We start from the raw sequence: 23,613 nt of genomic DNA on the forward strand, positions 1-23,613 counted from the left end.
AACGGTCGGGAAGATCTGCCCCACCTGCCGCATGGGATTATTGAGGAGCTCGCATGACCAAACAAAACGCCTTTACTCGGGAAGACCTGCTGCGCTGCAGTCGCGGTGAGCTGTTCGGCCCAGGTAACGCGCAACTGCCCGCCCCGAACATGCTGATGGTGGATCGCATCACCCATATCAGCGAAGAAGGCGGCAAGTACGGCAAAGGTGAATTGGTCGCCGAGCTGGATATCAACCCTGACCTGTGGTTCTTCGCCTGCCATTTCGAAGGCGATCCGGTGATGCCGGGCTGCCTGGGTCTGGATGCCATGTGGCAACTGGTCGGTTTCTTCCTGGGCTGGCAAGGTCTGCCGGGCCGCGGCCGTGCGCTGGGTTCGGGCGAAGTGAAATTCTTCGGCCAGGTGCTGCCGACCGCCAGGAAAGTCACTTACAACATTCATATCAAACGCGTCCTCAAGGGCAAGCTGAACATGGCCATCGCCGATGGTTCGGTCAGTGTCGACGGACGCGAAATCTACACCGCCGAAGGCCTGCGCGTCGGCGTGTTCACCTCCACTGACAACTTCTAAGGGTTATTCGCATGCGCCGCGTCGTTATCACTGGTCTGGGCATCGTTTCGTGCCTGGGCAATGACAAAGAGACCGTCTCCGCTAACCTGCGTGCAAGCCGCCCTGGCATCCGGTTCAACCCGGAATATGCTGAAATGGGTCTGCGTAGCCAGGTTTCCGGCTCCATCGACCTCAACCTTGAAGAGCTGATCGATCGCAAGATCTATCGCTTCGTCGGTCATGCAGCGGCTTACGCCTACCTGGCCATGAAAGACGCCATCACTGACTCCGGCCTGACCGAAGAGCAGGTGTCCAACCCGCGTACCGGCCTGATCGCTGGCTCCGGCGGTGCTTCCACGCTGAACCAGATGGAAGCGCTGGACATCCTCCGCGAGAAAGGCGTGAAGCGCGTTGGCCCGTACCGTGTAACGCGGACCATGAGCAGCACCGTTTCCGCTTGCCTGGCCACGCCGTTCAAGATCAAGGGCCTGAACTACTCCATCGCTTCTGCCTGCGCCACCAGTGCTCACTGCATCGGTACCGCCATGGAACAGATCCAGATGGGCAAGCAGGACATCGTCTTCGCCGGTGGCGGTGAAGAAGAGCACTGGAGCCAGTCGTTCCTGTTCGACGCGATGGGCGCTCTGTCCAGCAAGCGCAACGATACCCCGGAACAAGCTTCCCGCGCGTACGACAAGGACCGCGACGGTTTCGTCATCGCTGGCGGCGGCGGCATGGTTGTCGTCGAAGAGCTGGAACACGCTCTGGCCCGTGGCGCGAAGATCTACGCCGAGATCGTTGGCTACGGCGCAACGTCCGATGGCTACGACATGGTTGCCCCGAGCGGCGAAGGCGCGATCCGCTGCATGCAGCAGGCGCTGTCCACCGTCGACACCCCGATCGACTACCTGAACACCCACGGCACTTCGACTCCGGTCGGCGACGTTGCGGAAATGAAAGGTGTGCGTGAAGTGTTCGGCGACAAGGCTCCAGCGATCAGCTCGACCAAGAGCCTGTCCGGTCACTCCCTGGGCGCAGCCGGCGTGCACGAAGCGATCTACTGCATGCTGATGATGGAAGGCAACTTCATTGCCGGCTCCGCCAACATCGACGAGCTCGACCCGGAAGTGGCCGATCTGCCGGTGCTGACCAAGACCCGCGAGAACGCCACCATCAACACCGTGATGAGCAACAGCTTCGGCTTTGGCGGCACCAACGCCACGCTGGTGCTGAAGCGCTGGGAAGGCAAGTAATTCCCCACCGCTGAGCCGCACATGAAAACGCCCCGACTGGTTCGGGGCGTTTTTTTTTCGTCTGCAGAAATCAGCCGGGAAACTTCCGGTCAGTGTTGTTGATCGTTCCCATGCTCCGCGTGGGAATGCAGCCCGTGACGCTCCGCGTCACTGGACGCGGAGCGTCCCCAGAGGCATTCCCACGCGGAGCGTGGGAACGATCAAAGACAGGGATCCAGAGCGTTCTGGAGATGAAACTTCTGTCATGAAACTTACCGCCCTGCGACCGAATGTCGCGGTTTACGCGGCCTCCAGCTTTGTTGCGAAATCCGCAACAACACCTTGCGCCAATTGGCGGTTTACTTAGCTGACTAACAAATCCTATAACAGAGTCCTGCACACGCCTTGGTGCAGTAACTTGAGATTTGGAGCTAGCAGATGACTGTAAAAGTAACTGAACGCGACGATTCACACATGTCCCACGAAGGCCTGGCCGCCGGTATCCGTATCTGGGATGTGCATCAACAAGACTTGCTGGTCGGCATGTTCCACAACGAAATAGATGCCCATAACTACAAGGCTGAACTGGAAGTGCTGGAGCAACAAAGAGAACTGAAGTCCGCCTGAAACAACACAGCATTTGAAAACGACAAACCCCGCCATGAGCGGGGTTCGTCGCTGTTACAGCCGTGGATTTACCACATCAGATCGTCAGGGATCTGGTACGCCGCGTACGGATCGTCCTCGGCGTTGACCTCTTCGGTCTGCACGTTGAGCTGGACGATGCGCTGCGGGTCGCGCTCCTGGATCTTCAGCGCCGCTTCACGGGGAATCACTTCATAGCCGCCGTTGTGGTGCACGATCGCCAGCGAACCGCTGCTGAGCTTGTTGCGCATCAGCGTGTTGACCGAGATGCGCTTGACCTTCTTGTCGTCGACAAAGTTGTAGTAATCCTCGGTGGTCAGCTTGGGCAGACGCGAGACTTCGATCAACTGCTTGACCTGCGCGGCGCGGGCCTTGGCCTCGGCCTTCTCCTGCTGCTGACGGTTCAGCTCCTGGTCGCGCTTGACCTTCTCGGCCATGGCTTCCTGGGCGGCGCGCTGCTGCGAATCGTCCAGCTCGGCCTGGCCTTTGTGGGCCAGGCGTTGTTGCTTCTGCTTGTCTTTGCTGACCTGCTTGGCCTGCTTTTGGTTGACCAGGCCTGCTTTGAGCAACTGGTCGCGAAGGGAAAGGCTCATCAATGCTTACTCACTTGGGCAACGGCTCAGCCGCAGCTGGGCTCATTCTTTTCCTGGCGTTTGGCTTCGCCCCACAGGGCGTCCAACTCTTCGAGGGTGCAATCTTCCATGGGACGGTGGGTGTCGCGCAATGCCTGTTCGATAAAACGGAAACGTCTTTCAAACTTGCCGTTGGCGCCGCGCAAGGCGGTTTCCGGATCGACCTTCAGATGCCGGGCCAGATTGACCACGGAAAACAGCAGATCGCCGATCTCGTCGGCCACCGCCACCGGATCGTTTTCGGACATGGCTTCGAGCACTTCATCGAGCTCTTCGCGGACCTTGTCGAGGACCGGCAAGGCATCCGGCCAGTCGAAACCGACCTGCCCGGCGCGCTTCTGCAACTTGGCTGAGCGCGACAGTGCCGGCAAGGTGGCCGGCACATCATCAAGCAAGGACAACTGCTCGGGCGCAGAGGCTTTCTCGGCGCGCTCTTCGGCCTTGATCTCTTCCCAGCGCTGCTTGACCTGCTCTTCGCTCAAGCGCGGCACGTCGAGCGGCGCGTACAGGTCACCCGTCGGGAACACATGCGGATGACGGCGGATCAGTTTACGCGTGATGCTGTCGATCACCCCGGCGAATTCGAACCGCCCCTCTTCCTTGGCCAACTGGCTGTAATACACCACCTGAAACAACAGATCGCCCAACTCGCCCTGCAAGTGATCGAGATCGCCACGCTCGATGGCATCGGCCACTTCATAGGCTTCTTCGAGGGTGTGCGGGACGATGGTCGCGTAGGTTTGCTTGATGTCCCACGGACAACCGAACTGCGGATCGCGCAGACGGGACATCAGATGGAGCAGGTCTTCGAGTGAATACATCATTTATCAGGCTCACCACAAAATCCTGTGGGAGCTGGCTTGCCAGCGATTGCATCACCTCGACTCTCCTGAGAGACCGAGTCGTCTGCATCGCTGGCAAGCCAGCTCCCACATGGGATCAGAGTCATCTTCACGGGGTACGGTTACGCCGGGTTTCGATGATGTTCGGCAGTTGCGAAATCCGCCCCAGCAGCCGCCCGAGCGCATCCAGTCCGGGGATCTCGATGGTCAGCGACATCAGCGCGGTGTTGTCTTCCTTGTTCGAGCGGGTGTTGACCGCCAGCACGTTGATGCGCTCGTTGAGCAGCACCTGCGAGACGTCACGCAGCAGCCCGGAACGGTCGTAGGCGCGGATGATGATGTCCACCGGATAGGTGAGCACCGGCACCGGGCCCCAGCTGACCTGAATGATCCGCTCCGGCTCGCGCCCGCCCAGTTGCAGCACCGAGGCGCAGTCCTGACGGTGAATGCTCACGCCACGGCCCTGGGTGATGTAACCGACAATCGCATCGCCCGGCAGCGGCTGGCAGCAACCGGCCATTTGCGTCATCAGGTTGCCGACGCCCTGGATCTGGATATCGCCGCGCTTGCCCGGTTTGTAACCGGTGGCCTTGCGTGGGATCAGCTCCAGTTGCTCGTTGCCGCGCTCCGGTTCGACCAATTGCTGCGCAAGGTTGACCAGATGCGCCTGACGCAGGTCGCCGGCACCGAGGGCGGCGAACATGTCTTCGGCGGTTTTCATGTTGGCCTTTTCGGCCAACTTGTCGAAATCCACCGCCGGCAAGCCGAGGCGATTGAGTTCGCGCTCGATCAGGGTTTTACCGGCCGCAACGTTCTGATCGCGAGCCTGCAACTTGAACCAATGGACGATCTTCGCCCGCGCCCGCGAGGTGGTGACGTAACCGAGGTTCGGGTTCAGCCAGTCGCGGCTCGGCGTGCCGTGTTTGCTGGTGATGATCTCGACCTGCTCGCCGGTCTGCAGACTGTAGTTCAGCGGCACGATACGGCCGTTGATCTTCGCGCCCCGGCAGTTGTGGCCGATTTCGGTGTGCACCCGATAGGCGAAGTCCAGCGGCGTCGCGCCTTTCGGCAAGTCGATGGCATGCCCGTCGGGAGTGAAGATGTAAACCCGATCGGGCTCGATGTCGACGCGCAGCTGTTCGGCCAGACCGCCGATATCACCCAGCTCTTCGTGCCATTCAAGCACCTGACGCAGCCAGGAGATTTTCTCTTCGTAATGGTTCGAGCCGGATTTGACGTCGGTGCCCTTGTAGCGCCAGTGCGCGCAGACGCCGAGTTCGGCCTCCTCGTGCATGGAATGGGTGCGGATCTGCACCTCGAGGACCTTGCCTTCCGGGCCGATCACCGCCGTGTGCAGCGAGCGGTAGCCGTTCTCTTTCGGGTTGGCGATGTAGTCGTCGAATTCTTTCGGGATGTGCCGCCACAGGGTGTGGACGATGCCGAGCGCGGTGTAGCAGTCGCGCATTTCCGGCACCAGCACGCGCACCGCGCGAACGTCGTAGATCTGGCTGAATTCCAGACCCTTGCGCTGCATTTTGCGCCAGATCGAGTAGATGTGTTTGGCCCGGCCGCTGATGTCGGCGTCGACGCCGGTGGCCTGCAGTTCGTCCTTTAGCTGGGTCATCACGTCGCTGATGAAACGCTCGCGGTCCAGCCGCCGCTCGTGGAGCAACTTGGCGATCTGCTTGTATTGATCGGGTTCGAGATAGCGGAAGGACAAGTCCTCCAGCTCCCATTTGATGTGACCGATGCCGAGGCGATGCGCCAGTGGCGCATAGATGTCGAAGACTTCGCGAGCGACGCGGTTGCGCTTTTCATCGTCGGCGGTTTTCACCGCACGGATGGCGCAGGTGCGTTCGGCCAGTTTGATCAGCGCAACGCGTACGTCATCGACCATGGCCACGAGCATTTTGCGCAGGTTCTCGACCTGCCCTTGCGTGCCCATTACCATCGATTGCCGTGGGCTGAGACTGGCGCTGATGGCCGCCATGCGCTGCACGCCGTCGATCAGCTTGGCCACTACCGGACCGAAGCGCTGGCCGATGGCCGCCAGCTCTATCTGGCCTTCACGCACGCCGCGATACAAAACGGCGGCGACCAGCGAATCCTGATCGAGCTTGAGGTCGGCGAGGATCTCGGCGATCTCAAGGCCCGTGCTGAAACTGCCGGAGCCTTCGGCCCACAGATTCTTCTTCGCGTTGGACTGCTGTTCGGCCTCGCGAGCGAACTCGCAGGCTTCTTTCAAGGCCTCGCGATCCAGTGCCAGATCGACACTGACCGCGTGATCGAGCCAGGCCTCGAGATTGATACTGCCGTCGGTGTTGATCGGCTGGTGTGCTCTCACCTGTACCATGCTGCTTTACCTTCCCTACGACGCAGATTCAATGCGTCAAATCGCTGATCCTCAATGTCCGTTCGCGCTCGCGGGGCTCAGGCGAGCGCTGCGCGGACAGATCAGGCGGATTCAGACGAGCCGTCCTGGCTCGCTTCAAATAACGCCATGGCCTCGACATGTGCCGTCTGAGGAAACATATCGAGAATCCCGGCACGTTTTAACCGGTAGCCCTGCTTGATCAATTCCTGCGTGTCGCGCGCCAGCGTGGCCGGGTTGCACGACACATATACCAACCGCCTGGCACCCAGGGTCGCGAGCTTGCGCACCACCTCGAAAGCACCGTCACGCGGTGGGTCCAAGAGTACCGCAGAAAAGCCGTTTCCGATCCACTGGGCATCGCTCAAAGGCTGGGATAAATCGGCTTGAAAAAACTTTGTGTTATGCAAATTGTTACTGACGGCGTTGGCAGCGGCCCGCTCGACCATGGTCTGCACGCCCTCCACCGCGACCACTTCACGGACGCTCCTGGCCAGCGGCAGGGCGAAATTGCCCAACCCGCAAAACAGGTCAAGTACGCGTTCGTCAGCCGTTGGCTTCAGCCAGTCCAGCGCCTGCGCAATCATCGCTTCGTTGACCCCGGCGTTGACCTGAACGAAGTCTCCCGGCCGGTACGCCAGCTCGAGACCCCACTGTTCCAGGCGATAACCGAGGCTCTGACCGGCCTCGACCGGTTGCGGTTCACCTTCGCCATGCAGCCACAATTGCGCCTCATGGAACTGGCAGAAATCCTTGAGAATCGTCAGATCCGCTTCGGACAACGGCGCCATGTGCCGCAGCAATACCGCCAGTGATGAGCCGCTGAACAACTCGACATGGCCCAGCGCCTGCGGTTTGCTCAGGCGCCGCAGCATCTCCGGCAAACGGGTCATGATCGGCTGCAAGGGCTGTACCAGCACCGGGCATTCGCTGATCGCGACGATGTCCTGACTGCCGGCAGCGCGGAAACCGACTTCGAGTTTTTTTGCCTTCATGTCCCAGCGCACGGCGATGCGCGCACGCCGACGGTAACCGAATTCCGGGCCGGTCAGCGGCGCTGCCCACTCTTCAGGTTCGACACCAGCCACCCGCGACAATTGCTCGGCGAGCATGCGCTGTTTCAGGGCGAGTTGTTCAGCGTGGGGCAAGTGCTGAACGCTGCAACCGCCACAGCGGCCGAAGTGTGGGCATGCTGCCGGGCGCCGCAACTCGCTGGCTTTGAACACGCGCTCGGTACGCGCCTCGACCACTTTGCCGTGGGCGCCGAGCACTCGTGCTTCGACCTCTTCACCGGCAAGGGCGCCGAGGACGAACCAGGTTTTGCCTTCAAAAAACGCGATACCGCGACCGTCATTGGCCAGGCGCTCGATACTCAAGCGCTGCTTTTTGCCGGTCGGGATCTGTGGCGCCTTGCTGCCGCCGGTGGGCTGGAAGCGCAGGCCTCTCTCGTGTTTGGCCATCAGTTCGGCGCGTCGAAAATGCCGGTCGACAGGTAACGGTCGCCACGGTCGCAGATGATCGCGACGATCACCGCGTTTTCAACTTCTTTGGACAAGCGCAGCATCGCTGCCACCGCACCGCCCGAGGACACGCCGCAGAAGATGCCTTCTTCGCGGGCCAGGCGCCGGGTAACGTCTTCGGCTTCGCTTTGCGCCATGTCGACGATGCGATCGACGCGGTCAGCCTGATAAATCTTCGGCAGGTATTCCTGCGGCCAGCGGCGGATGCCGGGAATGGCCGAGCCTTCCATCGGTTGCAGACCGACGATCTGCACGCTGTCGCTCTGCTCTTTGAGGTAGCGCGACACGCCCATGATGGTGCCGGTGGTGCCCATCGAACTGACGAAATGGGTGATGCTGCCCTGGGTCTGACGCCAGATTTCCGGGCCGGTGGTGGTGTAGTGCGCTTCGGGGTTGTCGCCATTGGCGAACTGGTCGAGCACCTTGCCTCGGCCTTCGGCTTCCATACGCTGAGCCAGATCGCGGGCGCCTTCCATGCCCTCTTCCTGAGTCACCAGAATCAGCTCGGCGCCATACGCGGTCATCGCTGCCTTGCGCTCGGCACTGGAGTTGTCCGGCATGATCAGGATCATCTTGTAACCCTTGATCGCAGCGGCCATCGCCAGCGCGATGCCGGTGTTGCCGGAGGTCGCCTCGATCAGCGTATCGCCGGGATTGATCTGCCCGCGCAACTCGGCGCGAGTGATCATCGACAACGCCGGGCGGTCCTTGACCGAACCCGCCGGGTTGTTCCCTTCGAGCTTGAGCAAAAGGGTGTTGCTGGTGGCGCCGGGCAGGCGCTGCAAACGCACCAGCGGCGTGTTGCCGACGCAATCGGCGATGGTTGGGTACTGCAGGGTCATGGCGTATTCGCAATCCAGACGTGCGGGGGCGCCTATCATACCGGCAAACCCGCGCAGGCCATATCACGCAAAGTGCGGTGCTTATGGTTTATGGGAATAAGCGAATAAAAGTCGCGCCAGTGGTGCGACTTTTATTTGCGCAACACTCAGTTCTCGTGGTGCTGCTTGGAATTCGCGAGCAGGCTCGCTCCCACAGGGGATGAATGTTGCTTATGCGATTTGCGGTTAATGCACAGCGATTGCGGGAGCGAGCCTGCTCGCGAAGGCGTCCGTATAGGCAACACCATCATCCGCCAGCAAGCGCAAATTCAACCGCAGCCCCGCCCCCGTGTTTTCCGCCCAGAGCAACCCGCCCTGCCGTTGCACCGCGTTGCGGGCAATGCTCAAGCCCAGGCCAAAGCCACCATCCCCGGGTCTCGATCCATCCAATCGAATGAACGGCGAAAAGATTCGCTGCAGATCTTCGTCAGCCACGCCGCCGCCCTGATCCTCCAGCCACAAATGCCAATACTCGCCATCGCGCCGTCCATCGAGCCGCACGATGCCGCCCTCGGGCGAGTGACGAATGGCGTTGCGCAGGATGTTTTCCAGCGCTTGCGCGAGGGTATTGAGGTTGCCGCGCACCCAGCACGATGCCTCGACCGAGCATTGCAGTTGCAGACTCGGCCAGCCGCTTTCATAGCAGGCGTTGTCGGTGAGCATTTCCCACAGCGCCTGAATCTGGATCGCTTCATCCGGCAACGGCGAGCGGTCGGTGTCGAGCCAGGCCAGTTGCAGGGTGTCTTCGACCAAACGTTGCATGCCGTCGACCTCGCGGCCGATGCGCTCGCGCAATTGCGCCAGGCCCTGTTCGCTTTCACTGGCCACGCGCAGGCGGCTCAGCGGCGTGCGCAGTTCGTGGGACAAGTCGCGCAATAATTGCTGCTGCAAGGCGACCGTGGTTTGCAGGCGCTCGGACATGGAATCGAAGGCCCGCGCCAGCTCACCGAGTTCATCCGGGCGCTGGGTGATGCCGCTCGACAGGCGCACATTCAACTGGTCGGCGCGCCAGGCGTTGGCCTGTTCGCGCAGGTTGTTCAGCGGCACCACCAACAGGCGGTACAAGCCGACGCAGAGCAACAGGGTGAACAGCCCGGGAATCACGCCGTTGGTAATGACGCGCCAGAACACCCGGTACTTGCCCGGGATAAAACGTTCAGGCAGCTCGATGACGAGGATGCCGACGGCCGGATCCTGAGGGAACGGTACCCGCAGCCAGGGTCGGCCCTTCTTGTGGATCGGCCAGTCGAGGCCGCGCAAAAAGGTCAGGTGCTGCACCTCTGCCGCGTTCAACGGCTGGCTGCTCAGCGACTGCAAATCAGCGCCGATCACCCCGACCCAACTGGCCTCGCGCAATTCCATGCTCTGCAACCAGTCATCGACACCATTGCGCCCGCCGCGCTGCCACGCTTGTTCGGCTTGTGCGGCATAACGGCTGAGGGTGCTGCGCGCGTCACTGGAGAGGAACTGATTGCGCTCCTCCATGTAGCGGCCCCACGACCAGCTCAACCAGATCATCAGCAGACAGAACGCCACCAGCAGGCACGCCAGTTTCCAGAACAGCGAATGCCGCCCCGGCAGTTCAGACAGTTTCATCGGCGCCGCTCAAGACGTAGCCCTTGCCCCACACCGTGCGCACTTCGCGCTCGGTGTAACCGATGGCTTTGAGTTTGCGGCGGATCTGGCTGATGTGCATGTCGAGGCTGCGGTCGTGCGCCGCAAAGCCGCGTTGCAGGACGTGCTGATAAAGGAAGGCCTTGCTCAGCACCTCCTCGTTGTTGCGGTGCAGGGTTTCCAGCAGACGGAATTCGCTGCGGGTCAGCCCGGCCGCTTGCTCGCGGAAAAACACATCGCACTGTTCGTCATCGAAACGCAGGGCGCCGCTGACCACCGCAGCGGTAACCGCAGGCGGGCGCCGATCCAAGGCCACGCGGCGCAGGATCGCTTCGATGCGCACATGCAACTCGGCCATGCTGAACGGCTTGGGCAGATAGTCATCGGCACCGAGGCGGAAACCACTGATGCGATCGGCCTCGGCACCCAGCGCCGACATCAGCAGCACCGGCGTCGAATGGCTCTGCCGCAATTGCGTCAACAACTGCAGACCATCGAGCCCCGGCAGCAGAATATCCATCAGCACCACGTCGAAAGGCTGGCACTGGGCGATGTTCAGACCTTCCTGGCCGTTCTGGCACCAGGTCACCTGAAAACCGCTGCGGCCCAGATGCTCGTGCACATACGCGCCGAGGACCGGATCGTCTTCAATGGAAAGGATGCGTGGCTGGCCAACGGAAACAGGAGTCATGAGTATCTGCAAGTAATTCTCAGTTGGCGGATTATTCAAGATTGTCCGACAGCGGGCAACACAAGCTTGGCTTGTCGGACGAACGAGTGCGTGGGCGGCGCTGCATTTTCCGCAAGATTGCCCGCCTGCAAATCGCTACACTGCGCCCATGTCGCGTGCCGGATGCACGCATGTGTCAACAGATCAGCGGGATGCGGGAGATAGGCGTGCTCAAGAAACTGGGAATCAAAGGTCGCGTGCTGTTGCTGACCTTGTTGCCGACCAGCCTGATGGCGCTGGTGCTGGGTGGCTATTTCACCTGGACGCAGCAGACCGACCTGCACAGCCAATTGATGCAGCGCGGCGAAATGATCGCCGAGCAACTGGCGCCGCTGGTGGCTCCGGCGATGGGTCACGGCGACGCCGATCTGCTTGAACGCATCGCCACCCAGTCCCTTGAACAACCCGACGTGCGTGCGGTGACTTTCCTCGCGGCGGACCGCTCGCCACTGGCCCACGCCGGCCCGACCATGCTCAATCAGGCCCCGAGCGGCGACAGCGCGCTGCTGCAACGACGCAGCGGCAATGACGCAACGCGCTACCTGATGCCGGTGTTCGGCAAGCACCGCAACCTCGCCGGCGAAATCATTCCCGAAGAATCCGAACGCCTGCTCGGCTGGGTCGAGCTGGAGCTGTCGCACAACGGCATGTTGCTGCGCGGCTATCGCAGCCTGTTCGCCAGCCTGCTGCTGATCGCCGCCGGACTTGCCGGCGCCGCCCTCCTCGCGTTGCGCATGGGCCGCACCATCAATCGTCCGCTGAGCCAGATCAAACAAGCAGTTGCGCAGCTCAAGGACGGTCATCTGGAAACCCGCTTGCCGCCCCTCGGCAGCCAGGAACTGGATGAACTGGCCTCGGGCATCAACCGCATGGCCGGCACCCTGCAGAACGCTCGCGAAGAATTGCAGCACAGCGTCGATCAGGCCACCGAGGACGTGCGGCAAAACCTGGAAACCATCGAAATCCAGAACATCGAACTGGACCTGGCGCGCAAAGAAGCGTTGGAAGCCAGCCGGATCAAATCCGAATTCCTCGCCAACATGAGCCACGAGATCCGCACGCCGCTCAACGGCATTCTCGGCTTCACTCACCTGTTGCAGAAAAGCGAACTGACCCCGCGCCAGCTCGACTATCTGGGCACCATCGAAAAGTCCGCCGACAGCCTGTTGGGAATCATCAACGAGATTCTCGACTTCTCGAAGATCGAGGCCGGCAAACTGGTACTCGATCACATTCCGTTCAACCTGCGCGACCTGTTGCAGGACACCCTGACCATCCTCGCTCCGGCCGCGCACGCCAAGCAGCTTGAGCTGGTCAGCCTGGTCTATCGCGATACGCCGCTGTCGCTGGTCGGCGATCCGCTGCGCTTGAAGCAGATCCTCACCAATCTGGTCAGCAACGCCATCAAGTTCACCCGCGAAGGCACCATCGTCGCCCGGGCGATGCTCGAAGACGAACACGAAGACAGCGTGCAACTGCGCATCAGCATTCAGGACACCGGCATCGGTCTGTCGAGTCAGGATGTCCGCGCGCTGTTCCAGGCTTTCAGTCAGGCGGATAATTCGCTGTCGCGCCAACCCGGCGGCACCGGCCTGGGGCTGGTGATCTCCAAGCGCCTGATCGAGCAGATGGGCGGCGAGATCGGCGTCGACAGCACGCCGGGCGAAGGTTCGGAATTCTGGATCAGCCTGAGCCTGCCCAAGACCCGCGACGACGCCGAAGACCTGCCCGCCGCGCCATTGCTCGGGCGCCGTGTGGCGGTGCTGGAAAATCACGAACTGGCGCGTCAGGCCTTGCAACATCAGCTGGAAGACTGCGGACTGCAAGTTACGCCGTTCAATACTCTGGAGAGCCTGAGCAATGGCGTCACCGGCGCGCATCAGACCGATCAGGCGATCGATCTGGCAGTGATCGGCATCACCAGCAACGACATGCTCCCGGAGCGTTTGAATCAGCACATCTGGGACCTTGAACATTTGGGCTGCAAAGTGCTGGTGCTGTGCCCGACCACCGAACAGACGCTGTTTCACCTGTCGGTGCCCAACCCGCACAGCCAGCTTCAGGCCAAACCGGCGTGTACGCGCAAATTGCGCCGGGCGCTGTCCGATCTGGTCAATCCGCGCCAGACCCGCAGCGAACCGGGCGAGCCATTATCGAGCCGTGCGCCGCGCGTGCTGTGTGTCGACGACAACCCGGCGAATCTGTTGCTGGTGCAGACCCTGCTCGAAGACATGGGCGCCCGCGTGCTCGCGGTGGAAAGCGGTTACGCAGCAGTCAAAGCGGTGCAGAGCGAATCTTTCGATCTGGTGTTGATGGACGTGCAGATGCCCGGCATGGACGGCCGCCAGACCACTGAAACCATTCGCCAGTGGGAAAGCGAGCGGCATTGCACACCGCTGCCGATCGTTGCCCTCACCGCCCACGCCATGGCCAACGAAAAACGCGCGCTGCTGCAAAGCGGCATGGACGACTACCTGACCAAACCGATCAGCGAGCGGCAACTGGCGCAGGTGGTGTTGAAGTGGACCGGACTGGCCCTGCGCAATCAGGCGCCGGAGCGCAACGGCGACAGCGCGGCGAATCAGCAGGAACTGCCGGTGCTCGATCACGAAGAAGGCTTGCGTCTGGCGGCCGGCAAGGCGGATCTGGCGGCGGACATGCTCGCCATGCTGCTGGCGTCGCTGGAAGCCGACCGCGAAGCGATACGCGCCGCGCGTGACAGCCACGACCAGAATGCCCTGCTCGAACGCGTGCACCGTTTGCATGGCGCCACCCGTTATTGCGGCGTGCCGCAACTGCGCGCCGCCTGCCAGCGCAGCGAAACCCTGCTCAAGCAGGACGATCCGAAAGCCGCTGCCGCACTGGATGAACTGGAGCGCTCGATCAATCGACTCGCGGCGCAGGCGCGCATCAGCGCCTGACCTGCGGCAAGGCACGGCGCGCGCAAAGCGTTACAGTTGTCGCGGGCCGTTGCGGCCCGCGTCGATGTTCCAGGAGGATTCATGCGCACAATCATTTTCAGCAGCCAGACCTACGATCACGACAGCTTCCTCGCCGCCGACTGCCCGGCCGGGCTTGAACTGCATTTTCAAGCGGCGCGGCTCAGCCTCGATACGGCGGCATTGGCCGAGCAGCACGAAGTGGTCTGCGCGTTCATCAATGACGACCTCAGCGCCCCGGTGCTGGAACGCCTTGCTGCCGGCGGCACGCGGCTGATTGCCCTGCGTTCGGCGGGTTACAACCATGTCGACCTGCCAGCGGCGAAACGCCTTGGCCTGGCCGTGGTTCGTGTGCCGGCCTACTCGCCGCATGCCGTGGCCGAACATGCCGTGGCGCTGATCCTCGCCCTCAATCGTCGCTTGCACCGTGCCTACAACCGCACCCGCGAAGGCGATTTCAGCCTGCATGGCCTGACCGGTTTCGATCTGGTCGGCAAAACCGTCGGCATCGTCGGCACGGGGCAGATTGGTGCGACCTTCGCGAAAATCATGCACGGCTTCGGCTGTGAATTGCTGGCCTACGATCCGTATCCCAACCCCGAGGTGCTGGCGTTGGGCGCACGTTATCTGAGCCTGCCGGAATTGCTCGCGCAGTCGCGGATCATCAGCCTGCATTGCCCGCTCAACGAACAGAGCAAGCATCTGATCAATCGCGACTCACTGGCGCACATGCAGGCCGGGGCGATGCTGATCAACACCGGGCGTGGCGGGCTGGTGGACACGCCGGCGCTGATCGACGCGCTGAAGGACGGCCAACTCGGTTATCTGGGGCTGGATGTTTACGAGGAAGAGGCGCAGCTGTTTTTCGAGGATCGCTCCGACCTGCCGTTGCAGGACGATGTGCTGGCGCGTCTGCTGACGTTTCCCAACGTGATCATCACTGCGCATCAGGCGTTTCTGACCCGCGAAGCATTGGGCGCGATTGCCGCGACCACCCTGCACAACATCGCGACCTGGGCGGCGGGTGCGCCGCAGAACCAGGTCGAGGGTTGAAGCGCTTACTTGGACAGCGAAGACGCCAGGATCAGCAAGCCCAGCCAGCCGAAACCGAGCAGGCGCTGTTTGCTGGAATGGCCGTTGCGCAGCAGAAACCAGACGAAAAACGCCGGCAACAGAAACACCATGATTTTCAGCCAGCCCTCCACCGGGCGGCTGCCATCAGCGTTGAGCGGTTGTTGTTCGTGGCGGGCCTGTTCCGCAGCCTGCTGACGACGTGGGCGCCCCGCCGCTGCCGGCATCACTTTGGGTAAAGGCTCGGACACTGGCGGCGCAACCGCCTCGGGCACTGCGTTGTTGCGTGGCAGGCTGCCGAAGGAAATCGTCGAGGCTTGCACCGGTGCCGCCGTCGATTGCGCCTGCATTGCGGCGTGCTCGGCCATCGGCGCGCCGCAGTGAATGCACACCAGCGCTTCGGAACTGATGCTCCGCTTGCATTCATAACATTCGATCAGCGCCATGTTCCGTTCCTTCAGATTCGGGGGCCGGCAGTTTGCCATGACTGCCGGCGCATTTGAACCGGATCGAAGGTCGCACGCGTGCATCATTCTGCAATCGAGCCCGTGCTAGCATGTCGCGCATATTTGGAGGACCCATGGTCGAACACGATTTCCGCTACACCCTGATGAACCCGCAACACACCCTCACCGAATGCCGCGCCCTGGTTCCGGGCCGCTATCAGGTGACCGGCAACGGTGGCTCGATCCGTATCGGCGATGCCCTGTTGGTCACGCTCAAAGGCAGCAAGGATTTGTCCATGCGCCTGACCGTCGACACGGTTCGCCACCTGATCAATCCGCCAGGCCAATGGACCGCAATGACCACAGGCCCGGTGTTCGGCGAACTGGCCATCCACACCTGGCAGGTCAACTGCGACAGCTGCGCGAAAGAGCTGAGCTTTGAATTTGCCGTGGATGCCAAACTCGGCAAGACCGCCGAGAAACCCGCCGCCACCGCGCGCATCGCCGAGCTCGGCTGGAAAGCCGTGGGCGACAAGCACCTGTGCCCGAAATGCCAGGAGCCTGCGTGATGAAACGCCTCGCCCTGACCGCACTGATCGGTGTCGGCCTGGTCGGTTGCGCCGCAGAGCCGGTGCAACTGCAGCACAACCGCAGCTACATTCTGGAATGGATCGGCGAGCGGCCACTGATGGATTACAGCCATCTGACCGTGACCCTCGGCGATGACGGCCGCGCCTACGGCAACGGCGGCTGCAACCATTGGTTCGCGCCGTACACGCAGGACGGCGACAAGCTGAGCTTCGGCAAGATCGGCAAGACCCGCAAGCTCTGCGCCCCGGCGTTGATGGAGCAGGAACAACGCTTTTTGCAGGCGCTGGAAAAAGCCGAACGCTGGGACATTTCGCCGATCGAGCAGATACGCTTCTGGCCGGCTGAAGGCAAACCGTTGCGCTGGTGGCTGGAAGAGGGCTGAGCCCCTTCTACGCCCGCAGGGGGTTACCTGTGGCGAGGGGATTTATCCCCGTTGGGTCGCGAAGCGGCCCCCTGCGCAGTTCCAGGCGAACTGCAAACTCAGGGCTGCTACGCAGCCCAACGGGGATGAATCCCCTCGCCACAGGTTACTTGTTCCGCAACGACTCCAGTTTGGCCATCACCCCCGCCGCCGTCTGCTCGCCCAGCAACTGCTCACGCACCTTGCCCTTGTCATCGATGATGAAGGTTACCGGCAGCGCCTCACTGCGCGGCAAGTCGAACAGCTCGGCCGGATCCTGCGCCAGCACGGTGAACTTGATGCCGAGTTTTTCGCTCGCCTCTTTCAGCTCCGCGCCCTGCACGTTGTCGAAGTTGACCCCGAACACACCGACGTTCTTGCTCTTGAGCTCATCAGCCAAATGATTCAACTCGGGAATTTCCGTGCGGCACGGGCCACACCATTCGGCCCAGTAGTTAAGCACCACCCATTGTTTGTCCAGACGTTCGGACGCTACCTTCTGGCCGTTCTGGTCGATGCCGTAATCATTGCCGCAGCCCCCCAGCATCAACGCCCCGAGAATCGTCAATGCCGCTGCCAATCGCCGTGTCATGTCGTGTTCCTTGTGAAAATTCGAAAGCGCCTGCGACCCATCGCCTCTGACGGTTCTGGATTGCGCGCCGCACAGTTAGAATAGCCGCCACTTTACGCCAGAAGCGACCCGCCATGACCGATCTGACGCTTTATCACAATCCGCGCTGCTCGAAATCCCGCGGCGCGCTGGAACTGCTCGAAGCCCGCGGCTTGCATCCGACCGTCGTGCGCTACCTGGAAACGCCGCTCAGCGCCACGCAGATCAAGGCCCTGCTCGGCAAGCTCGGGATCAGCGCGCGGCAGCTGCTGCGCAGCGGTGAAGAGGAATACAAAACCCTGAACCTGGCCGACGCCAGCCTCAGCGAGCAGCAATTGATCGACGCCATCGCCGCACACCCGAAACTCATGGAGCGGCCGATTCTGGAAGTCGGCGACAAGGCCGTCATCGGTCGCCCGCCGGAAAACGTGCTGGAGTTGTTGCCATGAGCACGCCGTACATTCTGGTTCTCTATTACAGCCGCAACGGTTCGACCAACGAGATGGCCCGGCAAATCGCCCGTGGTATCGAGCAGGCCGGAATGGAAGCGCGTCTGCGCACAGTGCCGGCGATTTCCACCGAGTGCGAAGCGGTGGCGGCGGAGATTCCCGCTGAAGGCGCGCTCTACGCCAGCCTCGATGATTTGAAGAACTGCGCCGGCCTTGCCTTGGGCAGTCCGACGCGTTTCGGCAACATGGCCGCGCCGCTCAAGTACTTCCTCGACGGCACCAGCAACCTCTGGCTGACTGGCGCGCTGGTCGGCAAACCGGCCGGCGTGTTCACCTCCACCGCCAGCCTGCACGGCGGTCAGGAAACCACGCTGTTGTCGATGATGTTGCCGCTGTTGCATCACGGCATGTTGATCACCGGCCTGCCCTACAGCGAATCGGCCCTGCTCGAAACCGAAGGTGGCGGCACGCCGTACGGGGCCAGCCATCACGCCGGTGCCGACGGCAAGAACGGTCTTGATCAGCATGAAGTGGCGCTGTGTCGCGCACTCGGTCTGCGTCTGGCGAAAACCGCGCAGAAGCTGGTGGGCTGATGGCGAAGAAGCCGAAAGTCCTGCCCTCGATAGAGTGGCTCGAGCCACGGGTGAAGGCGATGCGCGTGCTCAGCCTGCTGAGCTTTTTCGCCCTCGCCGGCTTGCTCGCTGTTTATTACCTGGTGTTCGCCGATCTGCATGGCGCGCGGCCTTGGGTGATTCTGCTGGTCGAGCTGATCCCGTGGCTGGTACTCGCCCCGGCGATGATCATGGGCAGCGCCCGTGGCCATTCGTGGATGTGTTTTGTGGTGAACCTGTATTTCATCAAAGGCGCACTGGCGGCGTACGACCCCAACCGGCAGCTGTTCGGCCTGCTGGAAATGGCCGCGAGCCTGGCGGTGTTCTGCTCGGCGCTGTTGTATGTGCGCTGGCGCTATCAGCTGAATCGCAAATTGGCTGGCGAAGGCGAGATCAGCGTCGCCTGAACAACCGCCATCAGTTGCTACACCGATCGTTCCCACGCTCTGCGTGGGAATGCATCCAGAGACGCTCTGCGTCTCAGGGACGCGGAGCGTCCCGGGCGGCGTTCCCACGCGGAGCATGGGAACGATCGGATTGACTCAATGGTTGACGGTATAGGCGAGCATCATCGAAATCTGGCTCATCGGCCGTCCGCCACTCTGTTCGTGCCATTGGTTGAAGGCGTTTTGCACCGTCGCCAGATCACGCTGGCTGGTCGGCACTTTGTCGACGATCTTCTGTGCATTCAGCGCCGCGACCACGTCGTAGCTCGGCACGAACGTGTCCTTGCCGACCATGCGCAAAAAGCGTGGCGCCGACAACCCGCCGAGTTGGTGGCCGTGCTTTTTCAGGTAGATCCACAGGCCGACGATATCGGTCACCGGCCAGTCGGCGATCAGCGCGCCGAAGCTGCCCTTGTCCTTTTCCACATCGAGAATGAACTGCGCATTGCGCGGCACGCTTTTCAGTTTGCCCAGATGGCGGATGATCCGCGCGTCCTGCATCAGGCGCTCAAGGTGTTCGGCGCTCATCAGCACGACTTTTTCCGGATCGAACTTGAAGAACACCTCTTCGAACGCCGGCCACTTGGCGTCGACCAGGCTGTGCTTGAGCCCGGCGCGAAAAACCCGCAGGGCCATGGTCGAGAGGTAGCGGTCGTCGCGGATCTTGCGCAGTTGTGCGGGGGTCTTGGGAACGGGCAGATGGGCTTCCAGTTCAGCCGCCGAACCGAAACGGTTCAGACAGTATTCGTGCAGCCACTTGTAATCGCGCATGCCCTCTCCTGAGGTTTGGAAATGAATAACACCTGCAGAAGCACGCCCCTGTGGCGAGGGGATTCATCCCCGCTGGGCTGCGCAGCAGACCCCGAGATTTTGGGGCCGCTTCACGCCCCCGCGGGGGTGAATCCCCTCGCCACAGGGCTCGCTTCTACAGGTTGTGTTTACAGATTGACGACATTGACGAAACGCGAAGCCGCGGTCTCGTCGATCTTCAGGCTGGTGAAGTCGAACAGGTTGCGGTCGGCCAGTTGCGACGGCACCACGTTTTGCAGGCTGCGGAAAATCGATTCGGTGCGGCCCGGGGTCTTGCGGTCCCAGTCCTGGAGCATTTCCTTGACCACCTGGCGCTGCAGATTTTCCTGCGAGCCGCAGAGGTTGCACGGGATGATCGGGAATTGCTTGAGGTCCGAGTAGGCCTGAATGTCCTTCTCGTTGCAGTACGCCAGCGGGCGAATCACCACGTTGCGGCCGTCGTCGGCGCGCAGCTTCGGCGGCATCGCTTTCAGGGTGCCGTTGAAGAACATGTTGAGGAAGAACGTTTCGACGATGTCGTCGCGGTGATGACCGAGGGCCATTTTCGTCGCGCCGATTTCGTCAGCAAAGGTGTACAGGGTGCCGCGACGCAGGCGCGAGCACAGCGAACAGGTGGTCTTGCCTTCCGGCACCAGTTCCTTGACCACCGAGTAAGTGTCCTTCTCGACGATGTGGTACTCGATGCCCAGTTCTTTCAGGTAGGCCGGCAGCACGTGCTCGGGAAAGCCCGGCTGTTTCTGATCCATGTTCACCGCGACGATGTCGAACTTGATCGGTGCAACCTTCTGCAGGTGCATCAGCACGTCAAGCATGGTGTAGCTGTCCTTGCCCCCGGACAGGCAGACCATGACCTTGTCGCCGTCTTCGATCATGTTGAAATCGGCGACCGCTTCGCCGGCCAGGCGGCGCAGGCGCTTTTGCAGTTTGTTCTGGTTGACTGTAAGAGTGCCCATGACGCGAAATCCGTGAGGTGTGACGAAAGGCCGGCATTTTACGCAAAAACCCCAGTAGCGCGAAGATCTGTGGCGCGGGGATTCATCCCCGCCGGGTTGCGAAGCACCGAAACCCGATAACTGGTATTGCCTGACACTGCTCGGTGAATGGCCTGGCGACTGCTGCGCAGCCGAACGGGGATAAATCCCCTCGCCACAAAAGTGTTTCAACCTCATAAATGCCTTCACCGCAAGACTCCGAGGCGATTACCCACCCCGTTTACAGCGCGATTTGCTCTAAGCCCGGCATACCGGTGCGCTGGAGTCCTTTCTATACTGCGACATAAGGTCGCACACATCTGAAGACCTGTATTTGCTCGGCCATCTTGGCCCGTAGGCGCTCCGTTGGGGGGCGATGGCAATGACAAGAGGAGTGAATGGCATGATCCATCACGTAGTGGGACTGTTTACCCACCCCGATCAGGAATGGAAGGAGATCCGTGGCGACCAAGAGGAAAGCATCAGCCACATGTACCTGACGCACACGCTGATTCTGGCGGCGATCCCCGCTGTGTCGGCGTTCATCGGCACGACCCAGGTCGGTTGGGTGATCGGCAATCGCGCGCCGGTGATGCTCACGTTCGAAAGCGCCTTGTGGATGACCATCATGTCGTACCTGGCGATGCTCGGCGGGGTCGCGGTGATGGGCGCCTTCGTGCACTGGATGGCGCGCACCTATGACGCCAATCCAAGCCTGGCCCGTTGCGTGGCCTTTGCCACATACACCGCGACACCGTTGTTCGTCGGCGGTCTGGCGGCACTGTATCCGCACATGTGGCTGGGGATGATCGTCGGCACAGCGGCCATCTGCTACACGGTGTATCTGTTGTATGTCGGCCTGCCGACCTTCATGAACATCCCTTCGGATGAAGGTTTTCTGTTTTCCAGCTCGGTGCTCGCCGTCGGCCTGGTGGTGCTGGTGGCGATCATGGCGTTCACCGTGATTGTCTGGGGCCTGGGTGTCGGCCCGGTCTATACCAACTGACCTGTTTCCTCCCTGAGAAAAACAACATCTGCCAATACAGGCCGCCGCAAGGCGGCCTTCTCGTTCGGGCGACGACCATTCGGCAGGTCAGCGATTCGCAAGTCGCCGGGGTTGCGGCATACTCGGCGTCTCTGGAGATCCATCAAGCATGCCCGAGCAACTCAATACCCGCGTCGAAGATTGTTACCAACTCGCTGAATCCTTTTTCAAACGCTCCTTCAAACGCCCCGTCGTCAGCCTCAAGCTGCGCGGGCAGAAAGCCGGTGTCGCGCATCTGCACGAGAACCTGCTGCGCTTCAACCCGCAGCTGTACCGGGAAAACACCGAGCACTTCCTCAAGCAGACCGTGGCACACGAAGTCGCTCACCTGATCGCTCATCAACTGTTCGGCGACCGCATCCAGCCCCATGGCGAGGAGTGGCAACTGATCATGCGCGGCGTCTACGAATTGCCGCCGGATCGCTGCCACACCTATGAAATCAAGCGGCGCAGCGTGACCCGCTATATCTACAAATGCCCGTGCCCCGACAGTGATTTCCCGTTTACCGCCCAGCGCCATGGTCTGGTGCGGCAAGGGCGGCGGTATCTGTGCCGGCGCTGCCGCAGTACGCTGGTGTTCAGTGGTGAGATGCGGGTGGAATAGTCAGTTCTGCGGTGCCCTGACTGGCCCCTTCGCGAGCAGGCTCGCTCCCACAGGGAATGCATTTCAATGTGGGAGCGAGCCTGCCCGCAGGCGGCGGCATGAGCGCTACAGAATCACCCTGGCCGAACGCAACTCGGCAATTCTCCCACAGGGGAATGCATTTCAATGTGGGAGCGAGCCTGCTCGCGAAGGCGGCGGCATGAGCGCTACAGAATCACCCTGGCCGAACGCAACTCGGCAATTCTCCCACAGGGGAATGCATTCCAATGTGGGAGCGAGCCTGCTCGCGAAGGCGGCGGCATGGGCGCTACAGAATCACCTTGGCCGAACGCAACTCGGCGATCCGCTCAGCACTCAACCCCAACTCCCCCAACACCTCCTCCGTATGCTGCCCCAACCCCGCCCCAACATGCCTTGGCGCCGGCAACGCCTCAGAAAATTTCAACGGACAGACCATCTGCGCCTGCGTCGTGCCATCTCCGCGCGGCACCTGCGTTACCAGATCCCGCGCCTGCAACTGCGGATGGCGCAGCGCCTCGCCCAGACTCAGTACCGGCTCGACACAGGCATCGACCCCGGCGAACAACTCACACAGTTCTGCAAAATCATGCCGTTCGAATTCGACGCGCAATGCCTCTTTCAAGGCCTGTTGTTGCTCAGGCTTGGGCGACAACCCTTGCGCGGCCAGTTCCGGCCGGCCCAGCGCCGTGCACATTTGCTGCATGAAGGCCGGCTCCAGACTGCCCACCGACATCCAGCGCCCATCCCGGGTGCGGTAATAATCGTAAAAGCTGCCGCCATTGAGCATCTGGTCTTCCCGGCCCGGTTCCGCGCCGCAGGCCAGATAACTCGCGCCGGCCATGGCGTTCAGGCTGAACGCGCAATCGGTCATGCTCACATCCAGATGGGTGCCCTGCCCGGTTTGCTGGCGGGCGATCACCGCAGCCAGCAAGCCGATCACTCCGTGTAGCGAGCCGCCCGCCACGTCCGCCACCTGCATGCCCAGCGGCAACGGCCCGCTGTCGGCGCGCCCGGTGTAGCTGGCGAGTCCCGCCAGCGCGAGATAGTTGATGTCATGCCCGGCGCGTTCCTTGTACGGCCCGCTCTGGCCGTAACCGCTGATCGACACATAAATCAGCTTTGGATTGATCGCCTTCAATGCCTCATAACCCAGGCCCAGACGATCCATCACCCCGGGGCGAAACTGCTCGAGCACGATGTCGTACTCGCCCAGCAGTTGCTTGATGATCTGCAGCGCTTCGGGCTGTTTCAGATCCAGCGCCAGGCTGCGCTTGTTGCGGTTCAGATAGGCGTGGCTGGCCGATACCGCGCCATCATGCGGCGGCAGCACCCGCAGCAGATCCATACGGGTTGGCGATTCGATGCGCAGCACCTCGGCGCCCATGTCCGCCAGCAGCAACGAGGCGAACGGCCCCGGCAGCAAGGTGGAGAAATCGAGAATCTTCAGTGAGGCCAGCGGTGCAGACATGGGCGAACTCCTTGGGCGATGCACTCAGCCTAGGCAGCCATTGTCGATGCGGCAATCACCGCAAATGTCAGCAGGTGTGACCGTTGCGCTCAAATCCTGGGCAAGAAAAAACCCCT

24 protein-coding genes are annotated in these 23,613 nt (G+C 61.6%); 12 read left to right on the plus strand and 12 right to left on the minus strand.

What is annotated here, in order from left to right; all coding sequences use genetic code 11:
* Positions 1-53 precede the first annotated feature (53 nt).
* The 3 genes from fabA (at position 54) to OC605_RS08540 (ending at position 2,407) form a co-directional block, all read left to right on the plus strand.
* Positions 54-569, plus strand: a complete 516-nt coding sequence (fabA, locus tag OC605_RS08530; RefSeq protein ID WP_133340714.1) for a 3-hydroxyacyl-[acyl-carrier-protein] dehydratase FabA — start codon at positions 54-56, stop codon at positions 567-569.
* A gap of 11 nt (positions 570-580) precedes the next feature.
* Entirely contained in the window at positions 581-1,801 is a 1,221-nt protein-coding gene (fabB, locus tag OC605_RS08535; RefSeq protein ID WP_016773647.1) for a beta-ketoacyl-ACP synthase I, read from the plus strand.
* A gap of 417 nt (positions 1,802-2,218) precedes the next feature.
* Positions 2,219-2,407, plus strand: coding sequence for a hypothetical protein (locus OC605_RS08540; RefSeq protein ID WP_262136681.1), 189 nt, complete (start codon positions 2,219-2,221; stop codon positions 2,405-2,407).
* 68 nt (positions 2,408-2,475) lie between these two features.
* Here OC605_RS08540 and OC605_RS08545 read toward each other — a convergent pair whose 3' ends face one another.
* From OC605_RS08545 to OC605_RS08575, 7 genes are all read right to left on the minus strand, one after another.
* Positions 2,476-3,018 (minus strand): DUF2058 domain-containing protein, encoded by a 543-nt coding sequence (locus OC605_RS08545; RefSeq protein WP_016773645.1) that lies wholly within the window; start codon positions 3,016-3,018, stop codon positions 2,476-2,478.
* Between the two features lie 26 nt (positions 3,019-3,044).
* The gene (gene mazG, locus OC605_RS08550) at positions 3,045-3,878 is read right to left on the minus strand and encodes a nucleoside triphosphate pyrophosphohydrolase (RefSeq protein WP_024013963.1); all 834 of its coding nucleotides are present in this window, start codon (positions 3,876-3,878) and stop codon (positions 3,045-3,047) included.
* A gap of 130 nt (positions 3,879-4,008) precedes the next feature.
* Positions 4,009-6,252, minus strand: a complete 2,244-nt coding sequence (gene relA, locus OC605_RS08555) for a GTP diphosphokinase (protein ID WP_041479585.1) — start codon at positions 6,250-6,252, stop codon at positions 4,009-4,011.
* A gap of 101 nt (positions 6,253-6,353) precedes the next feature.
* Positions 6,354-7,730 (minus strand): 23S rRNA (uracil(1939)-C(5))-methyltransferase RlmD, encoded by a 1,377-nt coding sequence (gene rlmD / locus OC605_RS08560; protein ID WP_186567726.1) that lies wholly within the window; start codon positions 7,728-7,730, stop codon positions 6,354-6,356.
* Entirely contained in the window at positions 7,730-8,632 is a 903-nt protein-coding gene (gene cysM / locus OC605_RS08565; RefSeq protein WP_039757833.1) for a cysteine synthase CysM, read from the minus strand. The genes rlmD and cysM overlap by 1 nt, the downstream gene beginning before the upstream one ends.
* A gap of 225 nt (positions 8,633-8,857) precedes the next feature.
* Positions 8,858-10,267: a sensor histidine kinase gene (locus tag OC605_RS08570; protein WP_262136682.1), complete on the minus strand. Its 1,410-nt coding sequence runs from the start codon at positions 10,265-10,267 to the stop codon at positions 8,858-8,860.
* Complete coding sequence (locus OC605_RS08575; RefSeq protein ID WP_016773641.1) at positions 10,254-10,976, minus strand: response regulator transcription factor; 723 nt, start codon at positions 10,974-10,976, stop codon at positions 10,254-10,256. The genes OC605_RS08570 and OC605_RS08575 overlap by 14 nt, the downstream gene beginning before the upstream one ends.
* A gap of 206 nt (positions 10,977-11,182) precedes the next feature.
* Between OC605_RS08575 and OC605_RS08580 the strand changes: the two genes are divergently transcribed.
* Together OC605_RS08580 and OC605_RS08585 are read left to right on the plus strand one after the other, a co-directional pair.
* A complete protein-coding gene (locus tag OC605_RS08580) occupies positions 11,183-13,936 on the plus strand; it encodes a response regulator (protein ID WP_262136683.1) in 2,754 nt (917 codons plus the stop codon).
* Between the two features lie 81 nt (positions 13,937-14,017).
* Positions 14,018-15,007 carry a 2-hydroxyacid dehydrogenase gene (locus OC605_RS08585; protein WP_262136684.1) on the plus strand — a complete coding sequence of 330 codons (990 nt, stop codon included), beginning with the start codon at positions 14,018-14,020 and terminating at the stop codon, positions 15,005-15,007.
* 5 nt (positions 15,008-15,012) lie between these two features.
* Here the strand turns inward: OC605_RS08585 and OC605_RS08590 are convergent, their stop codons facing one another.
* Complete coding sequence (locus OC605_RS08590) at positions 15,013-15,471, minus strand: hypothetical protein (protein ID WP_262136685.1); 459 nt, start codon at positions 15,469-15,471, stop codon at positions 15,013-15,015.
* Positions 15,472-15,605: 134 nt separating this feature from the next.
* On the opposite strand from OC605_RS08590, the gene OC605_RS08595 reads away from it, so the two are divergent.
* Positions 15,606-16,040, plus strand: coding sequence for a hypothetical protein (locus OC605_RS08595; protein WP_039757838.1), 435 nt, complete (start codon positions 15,606-15,608; stop codon positions 16,038-16,040).
* Positions 16,040-16,444 (plus strand): META domain-containing protein, encoded by a 405-nt coding sequence (locus tag OC605_RS08600; protein ID WP_262136687.1) that lies wholly within the window; start codon positions 16,040-16,042, stop codon positions 16,442-16,444. The genes OC605_RS08595 and OC605_RS08600 overlap by 1 nt, the downstream gene beginning before the upstream one ends.
* Before the next feature lie 145 nt (positions 16,445-16,589).
* Here OC605_RS08600 and OC605_RS08605 read toward each other — a convergent pair whose 3' ends face one another.
* Positions 16,590-17,054 carry a TlpA disulfide reductase family protein gene (locus tag OC605_RS08605; RefSeq protein ID WP_262136688.1) on the minus strand — a complete coding sequence of 155 codons (465 nt, stop codon included), beginning with the start codon at positions 17,052-17,054 and terminating at the stop codon, positions 16,590-16,592.
* Between the two features lie 113 nt (positions 17,055-17,167).
* On the opposite strand from OC605_RS08605, the gene arsC reads away from it, so the two are divergent.
* Genes arsC through OC605_RS08620 form a run of 3 tightly spaced genes read left to right on the plus strand, consistent with a single transcriptional unit; the run spans position 17,168 to position 18,539 of the window.
* Entirely contained in the window at positions 17,168-17,521 is a 354-nt protein-coding gene (gene arsC, locus OC605_RS08610) for an arsenate reductase (glutaredoxin) (protein ID WP_125926502.1), read from the plus strand.
* Positions 17,518-18,114, plus strand: a complete 597-nt coding sequence (gene wrbA / locus OC605_RS08615; RefSeq protein WP_041479575.1) for an NAD(P)H:quinone oxidoreductase — start codon at positions 17,518-17,520, stop codon at positions 18,112-18,114. Before arsC ends, wrbA begins: the two co-directional genes overlap by 4 nt.
* Positions 18,114-18,539, plus strand: a complete 426-nt coding sequence (locus OC605_RS08620; RefSeq protein ID WP_076563849.1) for a DUF2069 domain-containing protein — start codon at positions 18,114-18,116, stop codon at positions 18,537-18,539. The genes wrbA and OC605_RS08620 overlap by 1 nt, the downstream gene beginning before the upstream one ends.
* A 135-nt stretch (positions 18,540-18,674) precedes the next feature.
* Here OC605_RS08620 and OC605_RS08625 read toward each other — a convergent pair whose 3' ends face one another.
* A complete protein-coding gene (locus tag OC605_RS08625; RefSeq protein ID WP_262136689.1) occupies positions 18,675-19,349 on the minus strand; it encodes a DNA-3-methyladenine glycosylase I in 675 nt (224 codons plus the stop codon).
* A 167-nt stretch (positions 19,350-19,516) separates the two neighbouring features.
* Entirely contained in the window at positions 19,517-20,341 is an 825-nt protein-coding gene (ttcA, locus tag OC605_RS08630) for a tRNA 2-thiocytidine(32) synthetase TtcA (protein ID WP_024013975.1), read from the minus strand.
* Positions 20,342-20,762: 421 nt separating this feature from the next.
* On the opposite strand from ttcA, the gene OC605_RS08635 reads away from it, so the two are divergent.
* Positions 20,763-21,365 carry a Yip1 family protein gene (locus OC605_RS08635; protein WP_016773629.1) on the plus strand — a complete coding sequence of 201 codons (603 nt, stop codon included), beginning with the start codon at positions 20,763-20,765 and terminating at the stop codon, positions 21,363-21,365.
* A 148-nt stretch (positions 21,366-21,513) separates the two neighbouring features.
* Entirely contained in the window at positions 21,514-22,008 is a 495-nt protein-coding gene (locus tag OC605_RS08640) for a SprT family zinc-dependent metalloprotease (RefSeq protein WP_024013976.1), read from the plus strand.
* Between the two features lie 307 nt (positions 22,009-22,315).
* Here OC605_RS08640 and OC605_RS08645 read toward each other — a convergent pair whose 3' ends face one another.
* The gene (locus OC605_RS08645; RefSeq protein WP_262136690.1) at positions 22,316-23,497 is read right to left on the minus strand and encodes a CaiB/BaiF CoA transferase family protein; all 1,182 of its coding nucleotides are present in this window, start codon (positions 23,495-23,497) and stop codon (positions 22,316-22,318) included.
* Positions 23,498-23,613 lie beyond the last annotated feature (116 nt).

The organism is Pseudomonas sp. Marseille-Q5117 (assembly GCF_946901175.1).
GTDB classification, from domain to species: domain Bacteria; phylum Pseudomonadota; class Gammaproteobacteria; order Pseudomonadales; family Pseudomonadaceae; genus Aquipseudomonas; species Aquipseudomonas iranensis.